This window comes from Streptomyces sp. NPDC085932, from assembly GCF_044540525.1.
Lineage (GTDB): Bacteria > Actinomycetota > Actinomycetes > Streptomycetales > Streptomycetaceae > Streptomyces > Streptomyces levis.
The window spans coordinates 31,012-56,134 of record NZ_JBITSJ010000004.1; the positions used below are offsets into that span (position 1 = coordinate 31,012).

General features: G+C 73.0%; 24 protein-coding genes. 7 read left to right on the forward strand and 17 right to left on the reverse strand.

The window, feature by feature from the left end; genetic code table 11:
- Window positions 1-231: 231 nt before the first annotated feature.
- A complete protein-coding gene (locus ACIGAQ_RS20400; protein WP_399784708.1) occupies window positions 232-873 on the forward strand; it encodes an HAD family acid phosphatase in 642 nt (213 codons plus the stop codon).
- Window positions 874-957: 84 nt separating this feature from the next.
- Here the strand turns inward: ACIGAQ_RS20400 and ACIGAQ_RS20405 are convergent, their stop codons facing one another.
- A complete protein-coding gene (locus ACIGAQ_RS20405; protein ID WP_311688676.1) occupies window positions 958-3,486 on the reverse strand; it encodes an ATP-dependent Clp protease ATP-binding subunit in 2,529 nt (842 codons plus the stop codon).
- Window positions 3,487-3,927: 441 nt separating this feature from the next.
- On the opposite strand from ACIGAQ_RS20405, the gene ACIGAQ_RS20410 reads away from it, so the two are divergent.
- On the forward strand, window positions 3,928-4,731 hold the full coding sequence (locus ACIGAQ_RS20410; protein ID WP_399784711.1) for an SCO3374 family protein: 804 nt from the start codon (window positions 3,928-3,930) through the stop codon (window positions 4,729-4,731).
- A 9-nt stretch (window positions 4,732-4,740) separates the two neighbouring features.
- On the opposite strand, the gene ACIGAQ_RS20415 is transcribed toward ACIGAQ_RS20410, so the two are convergent.
- The 10 genes from ACIGAQ_RS20415 to ACIGAQ_RS20460 form a co-directional block, all read right to left on the reverse strand.
- Window positions 4,741-5,076 carry an Lsr2 family protein gene (locus tag ACIGAQ_RS20415; RefSeq protein ID WP_094057033.1) on the reverse strand — a complete coding sequence of 112 codons (336 nt, stop codon included), beginning with the start codon at window positions 5,074-5,076 and terminating at the stop codon, window positions 4,741-4,743.
- Window positions 5,077-5,347: 271 nt separating this feature from the next.
- Window positions 5,348-5,881, reverse strand: a complete 534-nt coding sequence (locus ACIGAQ_RS20420) for an amino-acid N-acetyltransferase (protein WP_311688681.1) — start codon at window positions 5,879-5,881, stop codon at window positions 5,348-5,350.
- A 9-nt stretch (window positions 5,882-5,890) separates the two neighbouring features.
- Window positions 5,891-6,355, reverse strand: a complete 465-nt coding sequence (locus tag ACIGAQ_RS20425) for a BlaI/MecI/CopY family transcriptional regulator (RefSeq protein ID WP_399785862.1) — start codon at window positions 6,353-6,355, stop codon at window positions 5,891-5,893.
- 182 nt (window positions 6,356-6,537) lie between these two features.
- Window positions 6,538-6,726, reverse strand: a complete 189-nt coding sequence (locus ACIGAQ_RS20430; protein WP_311688685.1) for a hypothetical protein — start codon at window positions 6,724-6,726, stop codon at window positions 6,538-6,540.
- Between the two features lie 18 nt (window positions 6,727-6,744).
- Window positions 6,745-7,371, reverse strand: a complete 627-nt coding sequence (locus tag ACIGAQ_RS20435; protein WP_399785865.1) for a hypothetical protein — start codon at window positions 7,369-7,371, stop codon at window positions 6,745-6,747.
- Between the two features lie 179 nt (window positions 7,372-7,550).
- Window positions 7,551-8,348: a type III pantothenate kinase gene (locus ACIGAQ_RS20440; protein ID WP_094057038.1), complete on the reverse strand. Its 798-nt coding sequence runs from the start codon at window positions 8,346-8,348 to the stop codon at window positions 7,551-7,553.
- A 17-nt stretch (window positions 8,349-8,365) separates the two neighbouring features.
- Complete coding sequence (gene nadC, locus ACIGAQ_RS20445; protein ID WP_362285056.1) at window positions 8,366-9,340, reverse strand: carboxylating nicotinate-nucleotide diphosphorylase; 975 nt, start codon at window positions 9,338-9,340, stop codon at window positions 8,366-8,368.
- Between the two features lie 5 nt (window positions 9,341-9,345).
- The gene (locus ACIGAQ_RS20450) at window positions 9,346-11,055 is read right to left on the reverse strand and encodes an L-aspartate oxidase (protein ID WP_362285039.1); all 1,710 of its coding nucleotides are present in this window, start codon (window positions 11,053-11,055) and stop codon (window positions 9,346-9,348) included.
- Complete coding sequence (gene panC / locus ACIGAQ_RS20455; RefSeq protein ID WP_399784716.1) at window positions 11,052-12,053, reverse strand: pantoate--beta-alanine ligase; 1,002 nt, start codon at window positions 12,051-12,053, stop codon at window positions 11,052-11,054. The genes ACIGAQ_RS20450 and panC overlap by 4 nt, the downstream gene beginning before the upstream one ends.
- Window positions 12,050-12,988, reverse strand: coding sequence for a DUF2520 domain-containing protein (locus tag ACIGAQ_RS20460; protein ID WP_311688693.1), 939 nt, complete (start codon window positions 12,986-12,988; stop codon window positions 12,050-12,052). Before ACIGAQ_RS20460 ends, panC begins: the two co-directional genes overlap by 4 nt.
- 222 nt (window positions 12,989-13,210) lie before the next feature.
- Here ACIGAQ_RS20460 and ACIGAQ_RS20465 point away from each other — a divergent pair, with 222 nt between their 5' ends.
- A complete protein-coding gene (locus tag ACIGAQ_RS20465) occupies window positions 13,211-14,392 on the forward strand; it encodes a threonine aldolase family protein (protein WP_399784719.1) in 1,182 nt (393 codons plus the stop codon).
- On the opposite strand, the gene ACIGAQ_RS20470 is transcribed toward ACIGAQ_RS20465, so the two are convergent.
- Window positions 14,385-14,588, reverse strand: a complete 204-nt coding sequence (locus tag ACIGAQ_RS20470) for a hypothetical protein (protein WP_311688697.1) — start codon at window positions 14,586-14,588, stop codon at window positions 14,385-14,387. The genes ACIGAQ_RS20465 and ACIGAQ_RS20470 overlap by 8 nt on opposite strands.
- A gap of 165 nt (window positions 14,589-14,753) precedes the next feature.
- On the opposite strand from ACIGAQ_RS20470, the gene ACIGAQ_RS20475 reads away from it, so the two are divergent.
- The gene (locus tag ACIGAQ_RS20475; protein WP_311688699.1) at window positions 14,754-15,860 is read left to right on the forward strand and encodes a DUF5937 family protein; all 1,107 of its coding nucleotides are present in this window, start codon (window positions 14,754-14,756) and stop codon (window positions 15,858-15,860) included.
- 27 nt (window positions 15,861-15,887) lie between these two features.
- Here the strand turns inward: ACIGAQ_RS20475 and ACIGAQ_RS20480 are convergent, their stop codons facing one another.
- Together ACIGAQ_RS20480 and ACIGAQ_RS20485 are read right to left on the reverse strand one after the other, a co-directional pair.
- Window positions 15,888-16,556 carry a response regulator transcription factor gene (locus tag ACIGAQ_RS20480; RefSeq protein WP_311688701.1) on the reverse strand — a complete coding sequence of 223 codons (669 nt, stop codon included), beginning with the start codon at window positions 16,554-16,556 and terminating at the stop codon, window positions 15,888-15,890.
- A 122-nt stretch (window positions 16,557-16,678) separates the two neighbouring features.
- A complete protein-coding gene (locus tag ACIGAQ_RS20485; RefSeq protein ID WP_311688703.1) occupies window positions 16,679-17,869 on the reverse strand; it encodes a sensor histidine kinase in 1,191 nt (396 codons plus the stop codon).
- Window positions 17,870-17,986: 117 nt separating this feature from the next.
- Between ACIGAQ_RS20485 and ACIGAQ_RS20490 the strand changes: the two genes are divergently transcribed.
- Window positions 17,987-18,979, forward strand: coding sequence for an SAM-dependent methyltransferase (locus ACIGAQ_RS20490; protein ID WP_399784724.1), 993 nt, complete (start codon window positions 17,987-17,989; stop codon window positions 18,977-18,979).
- 24 nt (window positions 18,980-19,003) lie between these two features.
- Here ACIGAQ_RS20490 and ACIGAQ_RS20495 read toward each other — a convergent pair whose 3' ends face one another.
- Window positions 19,004-20,155: an NADH-quinone oxidoreductase subunit D gene (locus ACIGAQ_RS20495; RefSeq protein WP_311688707.1), complete on the reverse strand. Its 1,152-nt coding sequence runs from the start codon at window positions 20,153-20,155 to the stop codon at window positions 19,004-19,006.
- Between the two features lie 31 nt (window positions 20,156-20,186).
- Between ACIGAQ_RS20495 and ACIGAQ_RS20500 the strand changes: the two genes are divergently transcribed.
- Both ACIGAQ_RS20500 and ACIGAQ_RS20505 read left to right on the forward strand, forming a co-directional pair.
- On the forward strand, window positions 20,187-20,720 hold the full coding sequence (locus tag ACIGAQ_RS20500) for a PH domain-containing protein (protein ID WP_311688709.1): 534 nt from the start codon (window positions 20,187-20,189) through the stop codon (window positions 20,718-20,720).
- 131 nt (window positions 20,721-20,851) lie between these two features.
- The gene (locus ACIGAQ_RS20505) at window positions 20,852-22,294 is read left to right on the forward strand and encodes a PH domain-containing protein (RefSeq protein ID WP_399785868.1); all 1,443 of its coding nucleotides are present in this window, start codon (window positions 20,852-20,854) and stop codon (window positions 22,292-22,294) included.
- A 90-nt stretch (window positions 22,295-22,384) separates the two neighbouring features.
- Here the strand turns inward: ACIGAQ_RS20505 and ACIGAQ_RS20510 are convergent, their stop codons facing one another.
- The gene (locus ACIGAQ_RS20510) at window positions 22,385-23,686 is read right to left on the reverse strand and encodes a hypothetical protein (protein ID WP_399784728.1); all 1,302 of its coding nucleotides are present in this window, start codon (window positions 23,684-23,686) and stop codon (window positions 22,385-22,387) included.
- A 116-nt stretch (window positions 23,687-23,802) separates the two neighbouring features.
- Window positions 23,803-24,963 carry an alpha/beta hydrolase gene (locus ACIGAQ_RS20515; protein ID WP_399784731.1) on the reverse strand — a complete coding sequence of 387 codons (1,161 nt, stop codon included), beginning with the start codon at window positions 24,961-24,963 and terminating at the stop codon, window positions 23,803-23,805.
- Between the last annotated feature and the right edge of the window lie 160 nt (window positions 24,964-25,123).

A 25,123-nucleotide genomic window follows, 5' to 3' on the forward strand; every position in this document is an offset into this window, starting at 1 on the left:
GGGGGTGATGTCCGTTTCCTCCCAGCCCGCTCTCCACTATTCCAGGTAGTAACGGACATATCGCCTGTGCGGCATGTCACCGGGACCCTTCTTCGGCCATTCCGGAAATGTGGCGCACGCCTCTAGGCACCTACCGTCCGGTAACCCTACGGTTCCCCTCGCGCCACCCTCGACCACGAACATGCACACGACATGTTGGCAGCGTCATTGACGTGAGAGGACCCCCACGACATGCAGACCCGACGCCCCTGGCTGCGCCGCGCATCCGTCACCGCGGTCTCCGCGGCCGCCCTCGTGGCGATGGCCGCACCGGCCGATGCCGCGACCCCCTCCCGCGCCTCCGCGGCCGTCACCGCCGCCGCCACGGCCGCGGCGGCGGACGTCGACTACGCCACCTGGCAGAAGGACTGCCAGGCGGTGATGGACCAGGCGCTGCCCTACCTGAAGCAGCGGATCGCCGCGCCGAAGCCGGGCGAGAAGCAGGCCGTCGTCCTCGACATCGACAACACGGCGCTGGAGACGGACTTCGGCTTCAGCTACCCGCAGCCGGCCAACAAGCCGGTCCTGGAGGCCGCCAGATACGCCCAGGAACGCGGCGTCGCGGTGTTCTTCGTGACCGCCCGGCCCGGGATCATCTACTCGTTCACCGAGTACAACCTGAAGCAGAGCGGCTACCGGGTCTCCGGACTCTACGTCCGCAACTTCCTCGACCTCTTCAAGAACGTCGCCGACTACAAGACGGCCCAGCGCGTCGACATCGAGAGGAAGGGCTACACGATCATCGCGAACATCGGCAACAGCGCCACCGACCTCTCCGGCGGCCACGCCGAGCGCACGTTCAAGCTGCCGGACTACGACGGGCAGCTGTCCTGACCCGTCTCCGACGGGCGCAGAACGAAGTGGGGCCACCGCCCGAAGGCGGTGGCCCCACTTCGTGTCAGGAGCAGCCCCGAAGGGTCACGCGTCCTTGCTCAGGTTCGGACCGGTGCCACCACCGGCCGCCTGCTCGATCGGCGGGACGTCCGGCAGGGCCGACTTCTCCTCGCCGCGGAAGGTGAAGGTCTTGGCCTCGCCCTCGCCCTCCGTGTCCACGACCACGATGTGACCGGGGCGGAGCTCGCCGAAGAGGATCTTCTCCGACAGCGAGTCCTCGATCTCGCGCTGGATGGTGCGGCGCAGCGGACGCGCGCCCAGCACGGGGTCGTAACCCTTCTTGGACAGCAGCTCCTTGGCGGACTGGGAGAGCTCGATGCCCATGTCCCGGTCCTTCAGGCGCTCGTCCACCTTGCCGATCATCAGGTCGACGATCTGGAGGATGTCGTCCTGGCTGAGCTGCGGGAAGACCACCACGTCGTCGACGCGGTTGAGGAACTCGGGCCGGAAGTGCTGCTTGAGCTCGTCCTGGACCTTGTTCTTCATGCGCTCGTAGTTGGTCTTCGTGTCACCCGAGGCCGCGAAGCCCAGGTTGAACCCCTTGGAGATGTCCCGGGTGCCGAGGTTGGTCGTCATGATGATGACCGTGTTCTTGAAGTCCACGACCCGGCCCTGGGAGTCGGTCAGGCGACCGTCCTCCAGGATCTGCAGCAGCGAGTTGAAGATGTCCGGGTGGGCCTTCTCGACCTCGTCGAAGAGGACCACCGAGAACGGCTTGCGCCGCACCTTCTCGGTCAGCTGGCCGCCCTCTTCGTAGCCCACGTAGCCGGGGGGCGAGCCGAAGAGACGCGAGACCGTGTGCTTCTCGCTGAACTCCGACATGTCGAGGGAGATCAGCGCGTCCTCGTCGCCGAAGAGGAACTCGGCGAGCGCCTTGGACAGCTCGGTCTTACCGACACCGGACGGGCCGGCGAAGATGAACGAGCCACCGGGACGCTTGGGGTCCTTCAGACCGGCACGCGTACGGCGGATCGCCTTCGACAGCGCCTTGACGGCGTCGTTCTGGCCGATGACCCGCTTGTGGAGCTCCTCCTCCATGCGCAGCAGGCGGGAGGACTCCTCCTCGGTGAGCTTGAAGACCGGGATGCCGGTGGCGGTCGCGAGGACCTCGGCGATCAGCTCGCCGTCGACCTCGGCGACGACGTCCATGTCGCCGGCCTTCCACTCCTTCTCCCGCTTGGCCTTGGCGGCGAGGAGCTGCTTCTCCTTGTCGCGCAGGGACGCGGCCTTCTCGAAGTCCTGCGAGTCGATCGCGGACTCCTTGTCCCGGCGGACACCGGCGATCTTCTCGTCGAACTCGCGCAGGTCCGGCGGCGCGGTCATCCGGCGGATGCGCATCCTCGATCCGGCCTCGTCGATCAGGTCGATCGCCTTGTCCGGCAGGAAGCGGTCCGAGATGTACCGGTCGGCCAGCGTGGCGGCCTGGACCAGCGCCTCGTCCGTGATGGAGACGCGGTGGTGCGCCTCGTACCGGTCGCGCAGGCCCTTGAGGATCTCGATCGTGTGCGGCAGGGACGGCTCCGCGACCTGGATGGGCTGGAAGCGGCGCTCCAGGGCCGCGTCCTTCTCCAGGTGCTTGCGGTACTCGTCCAGCGTGGTCGCACCGATGGTCTGCAGCTCACCGCGGGCCAGCATCGGCTTGAGGATGGAGGCCGCGTCGATGGCGCCCTCGGCGGCACCCGCACCGACCAGCGTGTGGAGCTCGTCGATGAACAGGATGATGTCGCCGCGGGTGCGGATCTCCTTGAGCACCTTCTTCAGGCGCTCCTCGAAGTCACCGCGGTAGCGGGAGCCGGCGACCAGGGCACCGAGGTCCAGGGTGTAGAGGTGCTTGTCCTTGAGGGTCTCGGGCACCTCGCCCTTGACGATGGCCTGGGCGAGGCCCTCGACGACGGCGGTCTTGCCGACGCCGGGCTCACCGATCAGCACCGGGTTGTTCTTGGTGCGGCGGGACAGCACCTGCATGACCCGCTCGATCTCCTTCTCGCGCCCGATGACCGGGTCGAGCTTGGACTCACGAGCGGCCTGGGTGAGGTTCCGGCCGAACTGGTCGAGGACCAGGGACGTGGAGGGGGTGCCCTCGGCAGGACCGCCGGCGGTGGCGGTCTCCTTGCCCTGGTAACCGGAGAGCAGCTGGATCACCTGCTGCCGCACGCGGTTGAGATCTGCGCCCAGCTTGACCAGGACCTGGGCGGCGACGCCCTCGCCCTCGCGGATCAGGCCGAGCAGGATGTGCTCCGTGCCGATGTAGTTGTGGCCCAGCTGAAGGGCCTCGCGGAGCGACAGCTCCAGGACCTTCTTGGCACGGGGGGTGAAGGGGATGTGCCCGGACGGGGCCTGCTGGCCCTGGCCGATGATCTCCTCCACCTGCTGGCGGACCGCCTCGAGCGAAATCCCGAGGCTCTCAAGGGCCTTGGCGGCGACACCTTCACCCTCGTGGATCAGGCCCAGGAGGATGTGTTCAGTGCCGATGTAGTTGTGGTTGAGCATCCGGGCTTCTTCCTGAGCCAGGACGACAACCCGCCGCGCGCGGTCGGTGAACCTCTCGAACATCGTTAATCGCTCCTCAGAGCGGTCAGGCAGTGGGGGGAACTTCCCCTCCCTGTCCTTCCGCAGCTTAGTCCCGCAAGCGGGGACCGCTCATTCCAACTGCCGACACCGTCCTTGGCCTCCTGACCCCGAACGCCGACATCTGCTCCAACCCGATGGTGCGAGACGATGTTCCCGCAGGCCAGGCAGATACCCCACTCGCCAGTACGCCGATGGCGAACGTGAGACGTCCTTTCCTGCGTGTCGCCCCCTCCCACTAGGGATGTCTTACCCGTGGGGACCGACAGTCCATGCCGAGCGCCCCCGTTCCCTCCGCTACGGGCGAACAACCTTGCGCCTCCCCGCACCCCCCGCACGCCCCCTTTTCGCCACGCAACGCGCTCACATCAGCACACAAAGTGAACACAGCGTAACCCGCACGCCTTTCCCGCGGTTGCACTTGGCATGTTCGGCGCCCTCCCCTCCGTGTCCGCCCGCACACCCGGCGTGGTCCCACGGCCCCGCCGCTGCCGGGTCCGGCGGTGGTACGAGGACGCCCTGGGCTGGCCGACGGCGCCCGGGGACCCGGTGCGGCTGGCGCTCGGGGTGCGCTTCGACGTCCTGGACGTACCGGCGGAAGCGGGGAGCGCCGCGCTGCGGCGCCTGGGGCCGCGCTCTCCGGTGGCCGTCCGGGGCGGGCGCGCACTGCTGCTGGTGGCCGCGGGGAGCGCGGAGGAGCTGCCGGGGCTGCTGGAGTGGCTGGACTGGGGAGCCCTGCCGCTGGACCTCAGGGCACTCGGCTCGGGCGCCTTCATGGCGGCGCCGCTGCCGCCGGAGGCGCCCCTCAGGGAGGAGCCGCCGTCGCCGGGTGGACCGGACACGCGGTCGGCCCTCGCCGGCCCGCACGGCGTCACGGGCGTCCTGCCACCCCCCGGTACGGACGTGCCACCGCCGCGCAGGCCCGCCCCGGACGTGCCTCAGCCGCGTGTGCCCGCTGCGGAGGTGCCGCTCCCGCGGATGCCCGGCGGGGGTGCCGGCCGGCCGCTTCCCCTGGGCCGGCTCGGTTCCCAGGGGGCCGCCGTGTGGCTGCGGCCCCCCGAGCCGGGATGCGAGGTCGAGGCCTCGCTGCCGACGCTGTCGGCCTTGGGGGGCGGTGGAGACGCCCCCGATCTCGTGCGGCTGGTGGACACGGTGGCCACGCAGTGCCACCGGGCCCGGCTGCGGCGCGCGGGCGCCCCGCCGCCGGCCTTGCGTGCGCAGGGTCGGTAGTGCCGCTGTTCAGCCGTTGGCCTTCTCGTAAGCCTCGCGGATGGTCGCGGGAACACGGCCGCGGTCGTTGACCTCGTAGCCGTTCTCCTTCGCCCAGGCGCGGATCGCCGCGGTGTCCTGGCTGCCGCTCGAAGCCGCGCGCGTCTTTCCGCGCCCGCCCGAAGCACGGCCTCCGGTACGACGACCGCCCTTCACGTAAGGCTCGAGAAGGCCACGGAGCTTGTCCGCATTGGCGGTGGTGAGATCGATCTCGTACGTCTTGCCGTCCAGCGCGAACGTCACGGTCTCGTCCGCCTCGCCGCCGTCGAGGTCGTCGACAAGAAGGACCTGAACCTTCTGTGCCACCGGATTTCCTTTCATCGATATCTTCAGGGCCGGGGTGTGCCGGCGTCCGCCGTATCGCCGTCCCCTGTTATATGCAGTACTGCAGTACCTCGGAAAGCAAACCGCTTTTGCCGGAAAAACACAAACCCTCGGCAGAGACCGGTAGCCCCGCCCCCGTCCGGAAACGTGCGCGTTTCGGACATAGGGCACCGGGGCAGGGGCCGCGCCCCGGAATATGCCTTGACGAACCGGGCGGGCCCAGTTGTGGCCGGAGTGTTGTCCGCCCCGGCGATCACAGATGCAGAAGCATCCGGCTGTTGCCCAAGGTGTTCGGTTTCACTCGTTCGAGACCGAGGAACTCCGCGACACCCTCGTCATAGGAACGCAGCAGCTCCGCGTAGACATCCGTGTCGACCGGGGTCTCGCCGATCTCCACGAAGCCGTGCTTGGCGAAGAAGTCCACTTCGAAGGTGAGACAGAAAACGCGGCGAACGCCGAGCCAGCGGGCGGTCTGCAGCAACTTCTCCAGCACCCGGTGTCCCACGCCCGCGCCCTTCAGGCCGGGCTGCACCGCCAGAGTGCGCACTTCCGCGAGGTCTTCCCACATCACGTGCAGGGCGCCGCAGCCGACGACCTCGGCGTTGTCGTCGCGTTCCGCGACCCAGAACTCCTGGATGTCCTCGTAAAGAGTCACCGTCGCTTTGTCGAGGAGGATGCCCCCGCGGACGTAGGCGTCAAGGAGGCGACGCACGGCCGGGACATCGCTGGTGCGCGCCCGTCGGACGGTGATGGCTTTTGCGGGGACATCAGGGCTCTTCGCGGACATGAACGGACGCTATCGCCCGCCGGGCCCCCGAGCCGAGGCGGGGTTCTCCGGGGGCCCTTCCGCGGGTTCCGCCTGTTCCGGCTGTTCCGGCTCGGTCGTGGGTTCCGGGGCTTCCGCGGATTCCGACGCTTCGGTCGGTTCCGGGGTTTCCGGGCCCTGGACGATGCGTACGGCATCGTTGAGAGCCCGACGCTGTTCCTCGCTCATCATGCCGAAGAAGGCGACGAGAGCGGCGGCGGGGTTGTCACTCTGCGACCAGGCGTCGTTCATCAGGGCGGCGGCGTAGGCGGCACGGGTGGAGACCGCCTCATATCGATAGGCGCGGCCTTCCGCCTCGCGGCGCACCCAGCCCTTCTGGTGGAGATTGTCCAAAACGGTCATCACCGTGGTGTAGGCGATGGACCGCTCCTTCTGAAGATCTTCCAGGACTTCTCGAACGGTCACGGGGCGGTTCCACTTCCAGACCCGCGACATGACCGCGTCTTCGAGTTCTCCCAATGGGCGAGGCACAGCTCAGAACAATAGTGGGAGATCTGGGTAATGGCGTGGCGGACGTGCGCTTCACCGGCGAACGGGCACAAAAAGGGCGTACGACTCGAAGGCGCGGGCGCCGTGCGACGGGCCCCGCGGAGTCGTACGCCGTGGGAAGGGTGAGGTCAGGCGTCTGCCTTCGGGCCGGGCGCGGAGGCCTGGCGGGCGCCCTCCACGCGCGTGAGGGCGGCGTCGACGGCCGCGTCCTCCTTGGCCTTGTTGGCGCCGCCCTGTGTCTTCACGATCACCCGGATCACGCCGATGAAGAAGACGGCCATGACGACCGGGGGCAGGAGCGCGGAGACGTAGTCCATGGATCCAGGGTAGCCACGTCAGCCCGCGGCGAGCTGCTGGGGGTTCGCCGGGGGTGGCGGGGCGGGCTTGCGGCGCGGGAAGACCTCGCCCGGGGTGGGGATGGGGCGGGAGGGCTTCGGGCCGCCCGGGGCGGGCGCCGGATCCGGGGCCGGGGAGGGCTTGGGCGCGGGTTTCGGGGCCGGCGGCTTGCGGGCGGGCTTCTTCTCGGGCTGCCGGTCGGCTCCGCCGGGGAGGGCCAGGAGGCGGGTGCGGGCGGCGGGGACCGTGGAGTGCGGGCCGGGGGCCGCCGGGGCGCTCGTGGTGACGAGGGTGACCGTGCAGCGGTCCAGCAGGGCCGCGGCGGCGGGGTTGCCGCGCAGGGCGCGCAGGGCGGTGAGGTCGTCGGGGCGGGGGCGGTAGCCGGCGGCCAGCGCCTCGTCGAGGAGCGTGAGGTAGCCGGCGGCGGTGCCGGGGAGGGCGGCGCGGTACCGGCCCAGGTCGGCCACGAGGAAGGCACGCAGCCTGGCCCCCTCCCGCATCGCCTCGTCGAGCGACTCTGCGAGACGGAGACAGTCCTGGACGTCGTCGGACGAGGCGGGGGTCGGGTGGAGGGCGAGGGCGAGAGCGCGGCGGAGCACACGCAGCTCCTCCACGCCGAACGCCATGCCGCCGCGGGATCCGTAGGGCGTGGGCATGCGGCGACGATACGCGCTAATCAGACAATTTCGACATAGGGGACGGGTGTGGCGTGGGGGACCACTCGGGTGGGCGGAGGTGCCAGCGCTTCTCGGCTGCCGCCTCGCCCCGGCCCGGGGCCAGGGGCGGGCGCAGCCGAGCACGCCGCTCACATACGGGACACGTTCCGCTCGTAGACCAGCCGCAGTCCGATCAGGGTCAGCCACGGCTCGTGCTCGTCGATGACCGAGGACTCGCCCAGCACCATCGGCGCCAGGCCGCCCGTCGCGATGACGGTGACGTCGTCGGGGTCCTCCGCCAGCTCGCGGGCCACACGGTTGACGACGCCGTCGACCTGGCCGGCGAAGCCGTAGATGATGCCCGACTGCATCGCCTCGACCGTGTTCTTGCCGATCACGCTGCGCGGCCGGGCCACCTCGATCTTGCGGAGCTGGGCGCCGCGGACGCCCAGGGCTTCGACGGAGATCTCGATGCCGGGCGCGATGACGCCGCCGACGTACTCGCCGCGCGCGCTGACCGCGTCGAACGTCGTCGCCGTGCCGAAGTCGACGACGATCGCGGGGCCGCCGTAGAGCTCGACGGCCGCGACCGCGTTGATGATGCGGTCCGCGCCGACCTCCTTGGGGTTGTCCATGAGGATCGGGACGCCGGTCTTGACGCCCGGTTCGACGAGGATGGCGGGCACGTCGCCGTAGTAGCGGCGGGTCACCTCGCGCAGCTCGTGCAGGACCGAGGGGACGGTCGCGCAGATGGCGATGCCGTCGATGCCGTCGCCCAGTTCGTCGCCGAGCAGCGGGTGCATGCCCATCAGGCCCTGGAGCAGGACCGCCAGTTCGTCGGCGGTGCGCCGCGCGTCCGTGGAGATGCGCCAGTGTTCGACGATCTCCTCGCCGTCGAACAGGCCCAGGACCGTGTGGGTGTTTCCTACGTCGATCGTCAGCAGCATGGCCCGTACCCGCTCCCCTACTCCGCCGGCCGCAGGTCCAGGCCGATGTCCAGGATCGGCGAGGAGTGGGTGAGGGCTCCGACGGCCAGGTAGTCGACGCCGGTGTCGGCGTAGGCCTTGGCGTTGTCGAGGCCGAGGCGGCCGGAGGCCTCCAGCGCGGCGCGGCCCTGGACGATCGCCACGGCCTCCGCGCACTCGGCGGGCGTGAAGTTGTCCAGGAGGATCAGGTCGGCGCCGGCGTCCAGGACCTCGCGGAGCTGGTGCAGGGTGTCGACCTCGACCTCGATGGGGACCTCGGGGAAGCGCTCGCGTACCGCCTGGAAGGCCTGGGCGACGCCGCCCGCGGCGACCACGTGGTTGTCCTTGACCAGGGCCGCGTCCGAGAGGGACATGCGGTGGTTGACGCCGCCGCCGCAGCGGACCGCGTACTTCTCCAGGCTGCGCAGGCCGGGGGTGGTCTTGCGGGTGTCGCGGACCTTGGCCTTGGTGCCCTCCAGGACGTCCGCCCACGCGCGCGTGGCCGTCGCGATGCCCGACAGGCGGCACAGGATGTTCAGCGCGCTGCGCTCGGCGGTGAGCAGGTCGCGGGTGCGGGTGGTGACCGAGAGCAGCTTCTGGCCCGCCTCGACGCGGTCGCCGTCCTCGGCGTGGCGCTCGATCTCCAGTTCCTCTTCGCAGACGACCGAGAGGACGGCCTCGGCGACGCGCAGGCCGGCCACGACGCCCGCCTCGCGGGCGGTGAAGTCGGCCGTGGCGACCGCGTCCTCGGGGATCGTCGCGACCGTGGTCACGTCCACGCCGTGGGCCAGGTCCTCCTGGACGGCCACGTTGGCGATGTCCTCGACCTCGACGGGGTCGAGGCCGGCGTCGGCCAGGAGCTGGGCGAGCGCGGGGTCGAGGCCGCACTCCAGGTACACCTCGTCGTCCGCGCCGCAGGCGCAGCCGTCGCCGCAGCCGCCGGAGGAGGCGAGGGGAAGGTCGGGGGAGGTCACGTCGGTCACTGCTCCTGGAGGGCGGGGGGCGGGAAGGTCGCGGGGAAGTGTGTCGTGTCCGTGGTGTGCACGGCCAGGCTCCGGTCGGGGTTCAGGCGTACGACGATGTGGCGGCGCCAGGCCGTGTCGTCGCGCTCGGGGTGGTCCTCGCGCCAGTGGCAGCCCCGGGTCTCCTCGCGCAGCCGGGCGGCGGCGACCAGGACGCGGGCCACGCACAGCAGGTTGGTCGCCTCCCAGGTGTCGACGCCGGGCTCGGCCGTCTTGCCGTGCTCGGCGAGGGCCTCCCGGGCGTCCGTGTGCAGCCGCTGGAGCCGGTCGGCGGCCTTGGTGAGCGACTCCGCCGAGCGCAGGACGCCCGCCCCGCCGGTCATGATCCGCTGGATGGTGAAGCGGGCCTCGGCGCTCTGCAGGGGGTGCTCGGGGATCTCGGGGTACGGCAGCGGCTGCGGCACGCGCGCGTGCAGGCCGGTCGCCGCGATGTCGGCCGCGATGCGCTCGGCGTAGACGAGTCCTTCGAGCAGCGAGTTGGAGGCCAGGCGGTTGGCTCCGTGCACGCCGGTGCAGGCGACCTCGCCGCACGCGTACAGCCCCGGCACGGTCGTACGGCCGTGTGCGTCGGTGCGGACGCCGCCGGAGGCGTAGTGGGCGGCCGGGGCGACCGGGACGGGCTGGGTGACCGGGTCGATGCCGTGGGCGCGGCAGGCGGCCAGGATCGTCGGGAAGCGGTGCTCCCACATCTCGGCGCCGAAGTGGCGGGCGTCGAGGTACATGTGCTCGGCGTCCTGCTCCTGCATGCGGCGCGTGATGCCCTTGGCGACGATGTCCCGTGGGGCCAGTTCGGCCAGTTCGTGCTGGCCGACCATGAAGCGCACGCCGTCGGCGTCGACCAGGTGGGCGCCCTCGCCGCGCACCGCCTCGGAGACCAGGGGCTGCTGGCCCTCGGCGTCCGGGCCGAGGAACAGCACGGTCGGGTGGAACTGGACGAACTCCAGGTCGCTGACCTCGGCGCCCGCGCGCAGGGCCAGCGCCACGCCGTCGCCGGTCGACACCGACGGGTTGGTCGTGGCGGAGAAGACCTGGCCCATGCCGCCGGTGGCCAGGACCACCGCGGGGGCGTGGACGGCGCCGACGCCGTCGTGCTGGCCCTCCCCCATCACGTGCAGCGTGACGCCGGCCGTGCGGCCCTCGGCGTCCGTGAGCAGGTCCAGCACGAGGGCGTTCTCGACGGTGCGCATGCCGCGCGCGCGGACCGCCTCGACCAGGGCGCGGGAGATCTCGGCGCCGGTGGCGTCACCGCCGGCGTGGGCGATACGGCGGCGGTGGTGGCCGCCCTCGCGGGTCAGTTCCAGACCGCCCTCGGAGGACTCGTCGAACCGGGCGCCGGTCTCGATCAGCCGGCGCACGGCGTCGGGCCCCTCGGTGACGAGCAGGCGCACCGCCTCCTCGTCGCACAGGCCGGCACCGGCGACCAGGGTGTCGTCGAGGTGCTGCCCGGGGGTGTCGCCCTCGCCCAGGGCCGCGGCGATGCCGCCCTGCGCCCAGCGGGTGGAGCCGTCGTCCAGCCGGGCCTTGGTGACGACCACGGTGCTCAGTCCGGCGGCCTCGCAGCGCAGGGCGGCCGTCAGCCCGGCGACGCCGGAGCCGACGACGACCACGTCCGCGGCGATGGACCACCCGGGGGCGGGCGCGTGCAGTCGTATGCCTGTGGAGGTCACGAGGCGGCTCCGAGGGTTCCGAAGGTGAGGGGGATGTTGTCGATCAGCCGGGTCGCCCCGACCCGGGCGGCGACGGCCAGGACCGCCTCGCCGGTGAAGTCGTCGCCGATCTCGGTGAAGTCGGACGGGTCGACCAGGGCGAGGTAGTCCAGCCTGAGCGGCGGCTGGAGGCGGGCCGCCTCGTCGAGGACCTGGCGGGCGGCCGCGCGGACGGCGGCCGGGCCGCCCGGGACGGCCGTCGCCACGGCGTGCGCGTCGGCCGCCGCGCGGGACTCGCCGAGGGCGCTGAGGGCCTCGGCACGCGCGCGCGTGGCGGGCACCTCGCGGGCCCGGGCGCGCAGCGCCTCCTGCGCGGCGTGCCGGTCCTGGCCCGCGAACAGCGCCCGGGACAGGGCGAGGGCGGTGCGCCGCTCGGCGGCCGAGAGGTAGCGGTTGCGGCTGGACAGGGCCAGGCCGTCCTCCTCGCGGACGGTGGGCACGCCGACGATCTCCACGCCGAAGTTCAGATCCCGCACCATGCGGCGGATCAGCGCGAGCTGCTGGGCGTCCTTCTGGCCGTACAGGGCGACGTCCGGGCGGGTGAGGTGCAGCAGCTTGGCGACGACCGTGAGCATGCCGTCGAAGTGCCCCGGGCGGGAGGAGCCCTCCAGGCGCTCCCCCATGGGGCCCGCGCTGACCCGGACCTGGGGCTCGCCGCCCGGGTAGACCTCGTCCACGGCGGGCGCGAACACGACGTCGGCGCCCGACCGGCCGGCGAGACCGACGTCGGCGTCCAGGGTGCGCGGGTAGCGGTCGAGGTCCTCGCCCGCGCCGAACTGCAGCGGGTTGACGAAGACGGTGACGACGACCTCGCCCTCGGGTCCTGCGATGCCGCGGGCGGTGCGGATGAGCGTGGCGTGGCCCTCGTGCAGGGCGCCCATGGTCATCACCACGGCGCGGCGGCCCGTACGCGCGCGTGCGTGCAGATCGGCGGCGGTGCGCAGCAGGGTGGTGGTCATCGGGCGTCCCCTTCGGTGCCTCGGGTCCCGTCGGTCCCGTCGGCGAGTACCCCGAGGAGGTCCTCGGCGAGCTCCGGCTTCAGCAGGCCGTGCGCCAGGGCGCGGTCGGCGGTGGCGCGGGCCATGGCCAGGTATCCGGCGACGGTCTGCGGGGCGTGCCGGCGCAGCTGGGTGACGTGCGCGGCGACCGTGCCCGCGTCCCCGCGCGCGACCGGGCCGGTCAGGGCCGCGTCGCCGGAGCGCAGGGCGTTGTCCAGGGCCGCCCCGAGCAGCGGGCCGAGCATCCGGTCGGGGGCGGCGACCCCGGCCGCGCTCAGCAGCTCCATCGACTGGGCGACCAGCGTGACCAGGTGGTTGGCGCCCAGGGCGAGGGCCGCGTGGTAGAGCGGCCGGTTCTCCTCGGCGATCCACTCCGGCTCGCCGCCCATCTCGATGACCAGGGCCTCGGCGGCCAGGCGCAGTTCCTCGGGCGCGGTGACGCCGAAGGAGCAGCCGGCCAGGCGCTGGACGTCCACGGGCGTGCCGGTGAAGGTCATCGCCGGGTGCAGGGCCAGCGGCAGCGCGCCCGCGCGCAGGGCGGGGTCCAGCACGCCCACGCCGTACCGGCCGGAGGTGTGGACGAGCAGCTGCCCCGGGCGCACGGAGCCGGTGTCGGCGAGGCCGGCGACCAGCTTGGGCAGGGCGTCGTCCGGGACGGTCAGCAGCACCAGGTCGGCCCGCTTCAGCACGTCCTCGGGCGGCAGCACCGGCACGTCGGGCAGCAGCTGCGCGGCCCGGCGCCGGGAGGCGTCGGAGACCGCCGACACGGCGACCGGGCGGTGCCCGGCGAGCTGGAGGGAGGCGGCCAGCGCGGGTCCCACGCGGCCGGCGCCGACGACGCCGACGGTGAGCCGCGCGGGGCGGTCCCTGGGGTCTGGCTGTGGGGTTGTGTTCACTCGACGGCGGCCTTCCCGTTCCAGTCCGCTCCGGGTACCGGACGATTTCTCGTCATGTTAACGCGATCGGTTCCGGGGGCGTTCGGTTGTCCACAGGCTGTGCGTTCCGGTGGACACGGGGCCGTGGGTTCCGGTTGACGCGGCGGCGACGGGCCTGCGGACGGCCCGGGCGTACGGAAATGCGGGTGCCGGGCCGCACGCGCGCGGGGGAGGATCCGGGGCATGACTGACACGGCGGCACAGGACGAGCGGGTCCCCGACGAGGACCGGAAGGCACAGCTGCGTGAGCGGCGGCTGGCCGCGCACCGCGGCGCGCGGCGGGTGATGGCGCGCTTCGGCTTCCACCAGACGCTCCGCGAGCGCCTGGCCCGGCTGGACGGGGCGGCGGACGTGTACGACCTGGACACGCTGTCCGACGTGTACGGCGACGGCGTCGTCGAGGCGCTGGAGACGAAGGTCGCCGCGCTGCTCGGCACCGAGGCCGCCGCGTTCTTCCCGACCGGCACGATGGCCCAGCAGGTGGCGCTGCGCTGCTGGGCGGGCCGCACCGGCAACCCGACCGTCGCCCTGCACGCCCTCGGCCATCCCGAGGTGCACGAGCGGAACGCGTTCAGCGAGGTCGGCGGCCTGCGCCCGGTGCGCGTGACGAGCGAGCCGCGGCAGCCGACCGCCGCGGAGGTGCGTGACTTCGAGGAGCCGTTCGGTGCGCTGATGCTGGAACTGCCGCTCCGGGACGCCGGTTTCGCGCTGCCGGCCTGGGAGGAGCTCACCGAGGTCGTCGCGGCCGCCCGGGAGCGGGACGCGGTGGTGCACTTCGACGGGGCCCGGCTGTGGGAGTCCACCGTGCACTTCGGCCGCCCCCTGGAGGAGATCGCCGGCCTGGCCGACAGCGTCTACGTGTCGTTCTACAAGTCCCTGGAGGCGTTCGGCGGCGCCGCCCTCGCCGGTCCAGCGGAGCTCGTCGCCGAGGCCAAGGCCTGGCGGCACCGGTACGGCGGCCTGGTCTTCCAGCAGTTCCCCACCGCCCTGTCGGCGCTGCTCGGTCTGGAGCGGGAGCTGCCCCGGCTGCCGGAGTACGTGGCGCACGCGCGCGTGGTGGCCGCCGCCCTGCGCGAGGGGTTCGCGGCGGCCGGGACGCCGTGGGCGCGCGTGTACCCGCCGGTGCCGCACACCCACGACTTCCAGGTCTGGCTGCCGTACGACCCGGACGTGCTCGGCGAGGCGGCGGTCCGGGCGGCCGAGGAGACGGGCGTCGTCCTGTTCGGCGGTGCCTGGGACCGGCGCGGTCCGGACCTGGCGGTCACGGAGGTGCATGTGCGGGCCGCCGCGCTGGAGTGGTCCGCCGAGGACGTGAAGGCCGCGGTCGGGGAGTTCGTGGCCCGGCTTCCGGATCGGGTCAGGTAGGGCGCCGCCGCCACCGGACCAGGGCCGCGCGGAGCCCGTGGCGGACCGGGCGGCCCGCCAGGACGGCCCGGAACCGCCGTTCCTCGCGCCACGCCCGCAGCAGCCGCCAGTCGTGGGTGCCCGGCGCGGGCGGCGCGGCCGCACCGAGGGACCGGGCGCGGTGGGTGTCGAGGAGGTACTGCTGCGTGATGCTCATGACGGATCTCCTCTGCGGGACGGGAGCGGGAGTGGGTGGGCCGAAGGCTCCGCGGAAGGCCCCGGTCGTCCCACCGTGCGCCTCCGCCCCGCGTGGCGTCGCGCCGATTGACGACCCCCGTCAATCGGCGGGGGCGTTGTCGGTGGCGGGGTGCACCATGAGGTCATGAGCGTGCGGATCGACATCACGGGGCTGCGGCAGGAGAGGGTCGCCGTCGTCCCCTCCCCCCTGGCCGAGCTGGGCATGGCCCTGCACGCGCTGTCCGAGCCGGCGCACCATCCGGGACTGCAGGGCTGGGTGACGGGCGTGACGGCCCGGCTCGACCCGCACCTGGCCGACCGGATGTGCGAGGCGGACTTCCTGTGGCGCACGACGTTCTCCGACCTGTTCCTGCCGTGCGCGGGCCTGCCGGACCGCACCGCGCTGCCGGGCGCCGCGCTCGCCGAGGAGCTCGACCTGCTCGACAAGCTGTCCGACGAGCAGTTCGTCGACGCCGCGCTGGAGTTCACCTGCGCCACCGGGTACGGCGAGTGCGCGCCCACCGCGCTGACCGACCCGGAGGTGCGCCGCCGCGCCCTGGAGCTGGCCGCCGCGCGCGGGCCACGGCAGCTGCGGTTCAGCGAGCGGCTGCTGGCCGATCCGCCCCGGATCCGGCAGTGGCTGCGGCAGTTCCTCCAGGACTGCGACGAGGCGTTCTTCGCCGAGGCCTGGTCCCGCCTGCGCCACCAGCTCGCGGCGGACACCCGGCACAAGACGGACCTGCTGCGCCGCAAGGGCCTGGCCGGAGCGCTGGCCGCGGTGTCCCCGGCGGTGACGCTGGACGAGCCGGCCGCCGTGATCTCGGTCGACAAGCTCGGCGACGGCCGCACGGCCACCGGTGACGGCGGTCTGCTGCTCGTCCCGACGAGCCTCGGCTGGCCGCACCTGATGGTCCTGCACCGCCACGGCTGGCAGCCCGTGCTGCACTACCCGGTCGGCTCCCCCGAGCTCGCCGCCCCGCCCACGCTGGAGCAGCTGGCCCTGCGCATGACCGCGCTCTCCCACCCGGTGCGCATGCGCCTGTGCCGGTACCTGGCCCGCAGCGCCTACAGCACCGGCGAGCTGGCTCAGGTGCACGGCATGACGGCCCCGGAGATCTCCCGGCACCTGGCCGTGCTGAAGAAGGCGGGCCTGGTCACCACCCGCCGCCGGGGGCGCTACGTCCTGCACCAGCTGGACGTGACGGTGGTGGCCCGGCTGGGCAGCGAGTTCCTGGAGGGCATCCTCCGGTAGCGGACCCGGCCCGGGCGGCCGCCCGGGTCAGCCGTGCCCGCCGGCCCGCACCAGCCCGGTCTCGTAGGCCAGCACCACGACCTGCACCCGGTCCCGCAGCCCCAGCTTGGTCAGGATGCGGCCCACGTGGGTCTTCACGGTGGCCTCCGACAGCACGAGCCGGGCGGCGATCTCGCCGTTGGACAGTCCCTGCGCGACCAGCACCATGACCTCGCGCTCGCGGTCGGTGAGCCGCTCCAGCTCCTTGTGCTGGGGCGGCTTGGTGCCCGGCAGCATCGGCGCGAAGCGGTCCAGCAGCCGCCGGGTGGTGGACGGCGCGACGACCGCGTCCCCGCTGTGCACGGCCCGGATGGCGGCGAGCAGCTCACCGGGCGGCACGTCCTTGAGCATGAAGCCGGAGGCACCGGCCTTCAGCCCGGAGAAGGCGTACTCGTCGAGGTCGAAGGTGGTCAGGATGAGCACCTTCGGCGGGTCGGTGTCGGCGCAGATCCGCCGGGTCGCCTCGACGCCGTCGAGTTTGGGCATGCGGACGTCCATGAGCACGACGTCCACCTCGGTCGTCCGCAGCGCCTGGATGGCCTCCACGCCGTCGCCCGCCTCCGCCACGACCTCCATGTCCGGCTGGGCGGCGAGCACCATCCGGAACCCGGTGCGCAGCAGCACCTGGTCGTCGACGAGCATCACGCGGATCGTCATCGGGGTCTCTTCCGTTCTGTGGAGATGTCTGTGGCGGGATCTGTGGCGGTGGTTGTGGCGGGCGGGGAGAGCCGGGGCGGTGACAGGGGCTGTGACAGGTGTCAGCAGGGCGCGTGTCGACGTCAGTGCGCCGGTTTGAGCGGCAGCAGGGCGCTGATGCGGAATCCTCCGCCCGGGCGCGGGCCCGCGTCCAGGGTGCCGCCGACCATACCGACCCGCTCCCGCATGCCGATCAAACCGTGGCCCTGTCCGTCGAACCCGCCCTCCTCGTACAGCTCGTGCGGGGCGCCCTTGCCGTCGTCCTCGACGAGCAGGCCGAGGCCGTCGTCGAAGTAGACCAGGCGCACGCTGGCGCCCGCGTTGGGCCCGCCGTGCTTGCGGGTGTTGGTCAGCGCCTCCTGCACGATGCGGTAGGCGGTGAGCTCCACGCCGCTGGGCAGCGGGCGCGGGGTGCCCTCCACCTTGAAGTCGACGGGCAGCCCGGACCCGCGGCACTGCTCGACGAGGTCCTCGATCTGCTGCACGTCGGGCTGCGGCACGTACTCGCCGGCCTCCTGGTGCTCCCCGGTGCGCAGCACGCCGAGCAGGCGGCGCATCTCGGCGAGGGCCTGGCGGCCGGTGGAGGAGATGGTCTCCAGGGCCTTCTTCGCCTGGTCGGGCGCGGCGTCCAGGACGTAGGCGGCGCCGTCGGCCTGCACCACCATCACCGAGACGTTGTGGGCAACGACGTCGTGCAACTCGCGGGCGATGCGGGCGCGTTCGGCGGCGACGGCCACCTTGGACTGCGCCTCGCGCTCCCGCTCCAGGCGGGCCGCCCGCTCCTCCAGCTGTGCGAAGTAGGCGCGGCGGGTGCGGATGGAGTCGCCCAGCACCCAGGCGAGGGCGAAGGGCACGGTCATGAAGACGGTCAGCGCGATGTTGCCCGCGAGGCCCGTCTGGTCGCTGGGCCAGCGCAGGTGGGCCACGGGCGCGGCGCACAGACCGGCGCCCAGCGCGAAGCGGGAGGCCCAGCGGGCGCCCTCGGCCGCGACCGTGTAGACGATCACCAGCATCGCGAAGTCGGCCGGGCCGATCTCCACGTCGGTGATCAGCTGGGCCACGCCGGCCACCGCCGCGAGCAGCAGCATCTGCTCGGGCAGCCGGCGGCGCAGCGCGACGACCAGGCACAGCATCAGCGTGATCGGCACGGCGGCGGCCGGGGAGCCGTAGCCGCCCGCCACTCCGCCCACCAGCGAGATCCCGAGGAGGACGACGGCCCAGGCGGCGTCGACCCACGTCGGGTGCCTGCGGAGGAAGTCATAGAGGCGCTGCACGTAACCCAGCGTAGGGAAGCGGATAGGTGCAGGGGTCAACCGGAGGGCCGATCCGCGTCCGGCGCGCGTACTCCGCAAGGTGGAGTTGCGTGCGTTGTGTGCGCATAGCCTGGCCCGGTGACGGCGGGTGCGAGAGACGAGTGGCGTGGGTGGCGGGCCGCGGCGCAGGAGGCGCTGTACGGGCCGCGCGGGTTCTACCGCCGGGCCGAGGGGCCGGGGGCGCACTTCCGCACCTCCGTGCACGCCTCTGCGCTGTTCGCGGGGGCCGTGGCACGGCTGCTGTGCCGGGTCGACGAGGCCCTGGGCCGGCCCGCCGTGCTGGACTTCGTCGACATGGCCGCCGGGCGGGGCGAGCTGGCCGCCGGGGTGCTCGCCGCGCTCCCCGCCGAGGTGGCGGGCCGCACGCGCGCGTACGCCGTCGAGATCGCCGGGCGGCCCCCGGGTCTCGATCACCGGATCGAGTGGCGGTCCGCGCCCCCGCCCGGGACGACGGGGCTGCTGTTCGCCAACGAGTGGCTGGACAACGTGCCGGTGGACGTCGCCGAGGTGGACGCGGCGGGCCGGGCCCGGCGGGTCCTGGTCCGTGAGGACGGGACCGAGCGGCTTGGTGAACCGGTCGGCGGGGCTGAGGCTCGCTGGCTGGAGCGGTGGTGGCCGTTGCCCGCCGAGGAGGGGCTGCGGGCCGAGATCGGGCTGCCCCGGGACGAGGCCTGGGCCGGGGCGGTCGCGACCGTCGGCCGGGGACTCGCCGTCGCCGTGGACTACGCCCACACGGCGGGGACACGGCCGCCGTACGGGACACTCACCGGCTTCCGGGAGGGCCGCGAGATCCCGCCCGTACCGGACGGCACCCGCGACATCACGGCCCACGTCGCCCTGGACGCCTGCGCGCTGCCCGGCGGGCGGGTGCTCCCGCAGCGCGAGGCACTGCACGCTCTCGGCGTCACCGGCGCACGCCCCCCGCTCGCGCTGGCCTCCACCGACCCCGCCGCCTACGTGCGCGCCCTCGCGGGCGCCGGGGAGGCCGCCGAACTCACCGCGGCGGGCGGCCTCGGCGACTTCGGCTGGCTGGTGCAGCCGGTCGGCGTCCCCGACCCGTTCCGGACGTGAGCCCCTGCCTCGCCCGGCCCGTCCCTACTTGTCGATGTCCCCGACCACGAAGAACATCGACCCCAGGATCGCCACCATGTCCGCCACCAGCGTCCCCGGCAGCAGCTCCGTCAGCGCCTGGATGTTGTTGTACGAGGCGGAGCGCAGCTTGAGCCGGTACGGCGTCTTCTCGCCCTTGCTGACCAGGTAGTAGCCGTTGATCCCGAGGGGGTTCTCGGTCCACGCGTACGTGTGCCCCTCGGGTGCCTTGAGGACCTTGGGCAGGCGCTGGTTGACCGGCCCGGGGGGCAGCTCGGCCAGGCGGTCCAGGCAGGCGTCGGCCAGGTCGAGCGCGTTGTGGGTCTGCTCCAGCAGGCATTCGAAGCGGGCCAGGCAGTCGCCCTCGGACCGGGTCACGACCTTCAGGGTGTCCCGCAGTTCGCCGTAGGCGAGGTACGGCTCGTCGCGGCGCAGGTCGAAGTCGACGCCCGAGGCGCGGCCGATCGGTCCGCTGACGCCGTAGGCGTGGACGGCCTGCGGGCTGAGGACGCCGACGCCCCGGGTGCGGCCGCGGAAGATCTCGTTGCCCAGCACCAGGTCGTCGAAGCGGTCCATGCGGGAGCGGACGTCGGCGACGGCGGTCCGCGCGCGTCCGGTCCAGCCGGCCGGCAGGTCCTCCTTGAGCCCGCCGACGCGGTTGAACATGTAGTGCATCCGCCCGCCGGAGAGCTCCTCCATGACGTGCTGGAGCTCCTCGCGCTCCCGGAAGGCGTAGAAGATCGGAGTGATCCCGCCGAGTTCCAGCGGGTAGGAGCCGAGGAACATCAGGTGGTTGAGCACCCGGTTCAGCTCGGCGAGCAGCGTGCGCAGCCACACCGCGCGCTCGGGCACCTCCATGCCGAGCATCCGCTCCACGGCGAGGACCACGCCCAGTTCGTTGGAGAACGCCGACAGCCAGTCGTGGCGGTTGGCGAGCATGATGATCTGGCGGTAGTCGCGCGCCTCGAACAGCTTCTCCGCGCCGCGGTGCATGTAGCCGATCACCGGTTCCGCGTGCGTGATCCGCTCGCCGTCCAGGACGAGCTTCAGACGCAGCACGCCGTGCGTGGACGGGTGCTGGGGCCCGATGTTGAGCACCATGTCGGTGCTCTCCGCGGCGCCGCCGATTCCGACCATGGTCTCCGTCGTAGGAGTCATGCACACAGTCTCCCCTACGTACCCTGACCTCATGGAGACGGGGAGCCCGCACGAGGCGGGGGCGACGGGGGCAGGCGCGGCGACCGGACCGGAGGGGGCGGCCGAGCCCGCGTGGATCGCGCTGCCGCCCGGTCTGCTGCGGATGCGGCGGCTGCTGCTCGTCTTCTGGATCGGGCTGGTCACCCTGGCCGCCGGGCTCGTGCCGGGACTGCTGGCCGGGCCCGCCTGGGCGCTGTTCGCGCTCATGCCGCCGGCGCCGGCGGTCTGGGGCTGGGTGATGATCGAGCGCAACTGGCGTTCCTGGCGGTACGCCGAGCGGGCCGACGACCTGCTGATCAGCCGGGGCGTGCTGTGGCGCGAGGAGACCGTCGTGCCGTACGGGCGGATGCAGCTCGTGGAGGTGACCTCCGGGCCCGTCGAGCGGCACTTCGGGCTGGCCAGCGTGCAGTTGCACACGGCCGCCGCGGCGACCGACGCGACCATCCCGGGCCTGGACCCGGCCGAGGCGGAACGGCTGCGCGACCGGCTCACCGAGCTCGGCGAGGCCCGATCGGCGGGGCTGTGACGACCGACCGGGCCGCCGGACCGAACGGACCCGTCGAGCCCTCCGAAGCCACCGAGACCACCGAGACCACCGAGACCACCGAGACCACCGAGGCCACCGAGGCCACCGAGGCCACCGAGGCCACCGAGGCCATGCTGACCGACCGGGCCATCGGGCCGGAGCGACCTGTCGGGCTCGCGGCGCCGGCCGACGCCACGGTGACCGGCCGGGCCGCCCAGCCGGACCGGCCCGCGGAGGCGGCCGGCCCCACGGTGCCCGACGGGCCCGCCCGGGCCCCGGGCGACGTGATCGAACGGCGGTTGCACCCCGTCACCCCGCTGCGGCGGGCCTGGGCCCCGGTCGCCGTCGTCATCGGCTGGGCCGTGCACGACCCCGACGGCGCGCAGCGCCACCTGACCCGGCTGACCACGACGACCCTGCTCATCGGCCTCGCGGTGATCGTCCCGGCCGCCGCGCTCTACGGCTTCTGCTCCTGGTGGTTCACGCACTTCGCGGTGACCGGCACCGAACTGCGCATCCGCACCGGCCTGGTCTTCCGGCGCACCGCCCACATCCGCCTGGAGCGGATCCAGGCCGTCGACGTCACCCAGCCGCTGCTCGCCCGGGTCGCGGGCGTCGCCAAGCTCCGGCTCGACGTCATAGGCACCGACAAGAAGGACGAACTGGCCTTCCTGGGCGCCGACGAGGCCCGGGCCCGGCGGGCCGAACTCCTCGCCCGGGCGGCGGGTTTCGCCCCCGAGACCGCACACGAGGTCGGTGAGGCGCCCGCGCGGCAGCTGCTGCGGGTGCCGCCGGGCGTGCTCGCGATGTCCCTGGTGCTGACCGGCGCGACCTGGGGGTCGCTGGCCGCGGCGCTCGTCGTGCCGCCGGTGCTGTGGCTGGCCACCCACAGCCTGTGGACGGTCCTCGCGGTCGCCCTGCCGCTGCTGGGCGCGGCGGGCGCGAGCAGCGTGGGCCGGTTCGTCACCGAGTACGACTGGACCGTCGGCGAGTCGCCCGACGGCCTGCGCATCGACCACGGCCTGCTGGACCGGGCCCACGAGACGGTGCCGCCGGGGCGCGTGCAGACCGTGCGGATCGTGGAGCCACTGCTGTGGCGGCGGCGCGGCTGGGTGCGCGTGGAACTGGACGTCGCCGGCTCGTCCAACTCCGTGCTGCTGCCGGTCGCCCCGCGCGCGATCGCCGAGGAGGTCGTCGCGCGCGTGCTGCCCGGGGTGACCGTGCCGGAGCACACGGCCCTGACGCCGTCGCCGCGCCGCGCCCGCTGGTGCGTGCCGGTGTGGTGGCGGGGCTACGGACTGGCCGTCACGGACGCGGTGTTCGCGGCTCGTTCGGGGCTGCTGCGGCGCACTCTGGCCCTGGTCCCGCACGCCAAGGTGCAGAGCGTACGGATGACACAGGGGCCGTGGGAACGGGCCCGGGGCCTGGCCGGCGTGTCGGTGGACACCGGCGCCGACAAGACGGTGACGGCCCGGCTGCGCGACGCCGCCGAGGCCCGCGATCTGCTGGCCGCCCAGGCGGAACGCTCCCGCACCGGCCGCCGCGACGCCCGCCCGGACCGCTGGATGACCTGATCCCCGTCGCGGCAGCGGTGACGGCTAAGGCCCCCGGCCATGGGCCGGGGGCCTTAGCCCTCGTTCGTCCGCGCAGGCCTCACAGCGCGGTCAGGACACCGCGCTGCGCAGGCCCTGCAGGTCGATCTGTTCCGTCTCGTCGTGCGCCGTCAGGTCGATGACCTGGCCGATGCCGCGCGACTCCTCGTCGGCCGGCTTGTAGCGGGCCTCGGTCTCGGCCTTGTGCAGGGCGAGCGCCTCCTGGCCGACGACATCGGCGAGGTCCTCGTTCTGCACGGCCTCCAGCGCCGCCGGCGAGGTGCCCTTCTTGGTGCCGAAGAAGTCGAACCCGCCCTCGGTCCGCGGGCGCCGCACCGGCTGCTGCGGCGCGACGGCCACGGCGGTCGGCACCGTGTAGTGGCCGGACACCCCCTGCCCGGCCCGGGCGGGCGCGGGAAGCCGCTCGGCGTCGGCCGTCCGCTCGGCGTCGCTCGTCCGCCCGGCCGTGGCGGCGCTCCCGTGCTCGTGCCCGTCGGCCGTCTCGGACCGCCCCTGCGGCTCGCCCTCCCGGGACGGCTCCGGCTGCTCCGGCTGCCCGGCCTGCTCCGCCCTGGTCTCCCGCGCGGGCTCCGCGGCGTCCTCGGTCTCCTGGGCCTCCTGGGCCTCCTGGGCCTCCTGCATGGGCTCGGCGGCGTCGTCACCGTTCGGTACGCCGTCACCGTCACCGTCCCCGCCGCCGTCCGGGTCCGGGACCCGCTCGCCGTCGAACCGGGCGAGCGCGGCGGCGGCCCGCAGGAACAGCCGGGAGCCCTCCGGCGAGAACACCGCCGGCAGCGCGGGCTCCGCGTCGACGGAGAGGCCGGCGGCCTTCGCCTCCGGCTCCGCCGGAGCGGCGTCCGTCGCGTCCGTCACGGCCGCGTCCGTGGCCCCCGCCGGCAGCGCCGCCCGCACCGGAGCCGTCGCCTCGATCTCCAGGACCCGGCGCTCCTCCAGGACGCTCGCCCGCTCGGTCTCCGACGTGGCGTACCGGCGCAGCAGCGCGGCGTGTTCGTTGCGCAGCCCCGCCAGTTCCGTGCGCTTGGCGCGCAGCCGCTGCTCCAGCTTGGCGCGCAGCTCGCGGGACTCCTCCAGGTCGGCTTCGAGTTCGGCGACGCGCTCCTCGAAGCGCCACTCGTCGCTCGCCCGCGCGCGCGTGAGGTCGGCGACGCGCTTGCCCGCCTGGGTGTCCCAACGGCGCAGCACGACCGCGCCGATGACCGCCGTCGCCGCGGCGGCCGCGGCCAGTCCACGGAGCACCGCCGGCTCCGTGAACACCCAGGGCCCCAGGGCGCAGACGAGGGAGACGCCAGCGATCGCCGACGGGGGCAGCAGCCTGTGCAGGGGCGGGGAATGGCGATGACGTCCACGTGGCATGGCCAGAAACTTACCGCGCGTAGGCGAATCGTGGTGAGCCACCCCGCAAAAACAAAGCCATACCAAGAGGGTCACGCCGCATCAGAACCCGGGAAGAAACGGAAGACTCCGTTCATTCAATTGCCAAGATCATTATCGGCGCCTCCCGACCGGCGTGCCGGGCCCTCTGTCAGCCGCTCGCTCATCCACTCCAGCGTCGCCGGAATCTCACGCCGCCAGGTGTTGAAGTTGTGCCCGCCGCTTTCCAGCACGACCGAGGAGATCCGGGTCCGCCCGGTCTCCTTCACCCGCTCGATGAACTCCAGCGTGTCCCGGTAGTTGCTCTCGCCCTTTTCGCTGCTGGTGACCAGCAGGGACGTGTCGGGAGCGGGCATGTGCGCGAGGTACCACCACAGATCGGCCCGCCGGCGCAGGCCCTTGTCGCCCTGGAAGAGATCGCCCGTCGTGGCGTCGATCGGCGCCTTGTAGTACGCGGACAGACCCGCCCCGGCGGCGTACACACCGGGATGGTGCATCGCGATCTTCAACGCGCAGTACCCGCCCGTGGAGTTGCCGACGATGCCGAGACCACCCGGCTTTTCCGACACCCGGTAGTGGGCGCGCAAGGCGTCGGGCAGATCCTTCGCAAAGAACGACTCGGTCTGCGGGCCGCCGGGTATGTCGACGCACTCCGTGTCCCGGGGCGGTGCCACCGTCGGCCGCAGCATGACGAGGATCATCGGCCGCATCCGGCCGGCCCGGGCCAGTTCCAGCGCGGTGCGCGGATAGTGCAGTTTCTCCACCAGCGCGGACGCCGTGCCCGGGTAACCGGTCAGCACGACCGCGGCGGGGAACCGGTGGGTGCGGTACCGGGGTTGGAAGTACTCCGGCGGCAGATACACGTAGGCGGGCGTGGCGATCCGGGTCGTCCGGCCCACGAGTTCCACCTCCTGGATCCGGCCGCCGGAAGCCGGCCGCACCCCGCCCGCCCCCGGTACCCGCCGCGAGCCGACCACCTCCAGAGGGCCCCGGCCCGGCGTGTGGTCGACGACCACACCCTGGTCCTTCTCCTGCCCGAACAGGTCCGCCCAGCTCGCGTAGAACCCGAAGGCCTGGTTGGCGGCCAGGCCCACCGCGGCGAACAGCGCCACCTGCGTGCCCAGCAGCAGGCCGATCCGCCCGGCCACCGCCCGCGGGCCGCGCCGGGCCAGCCGCGGCCACAGCCAGACCGTGCCGGTGAACAGCAGCACGGCGCAGAGCACCGCCAGTGCCAGCGTCTTGTCACTCGTGAGACCCATGGATCGGTTACCTGTCCGCGCTCTCCGCCCGGGACCCCGCGCGCACACCTTCGCGAGGGGTTGTCCCGGGCTTTCCTCCGCCTTTGAAACGGCTTTGACGTGGGGAGTGAACCTCTCCCCCCGAGACACCGTCCTAGAGGGCGCAATGTCGCCGGATGCC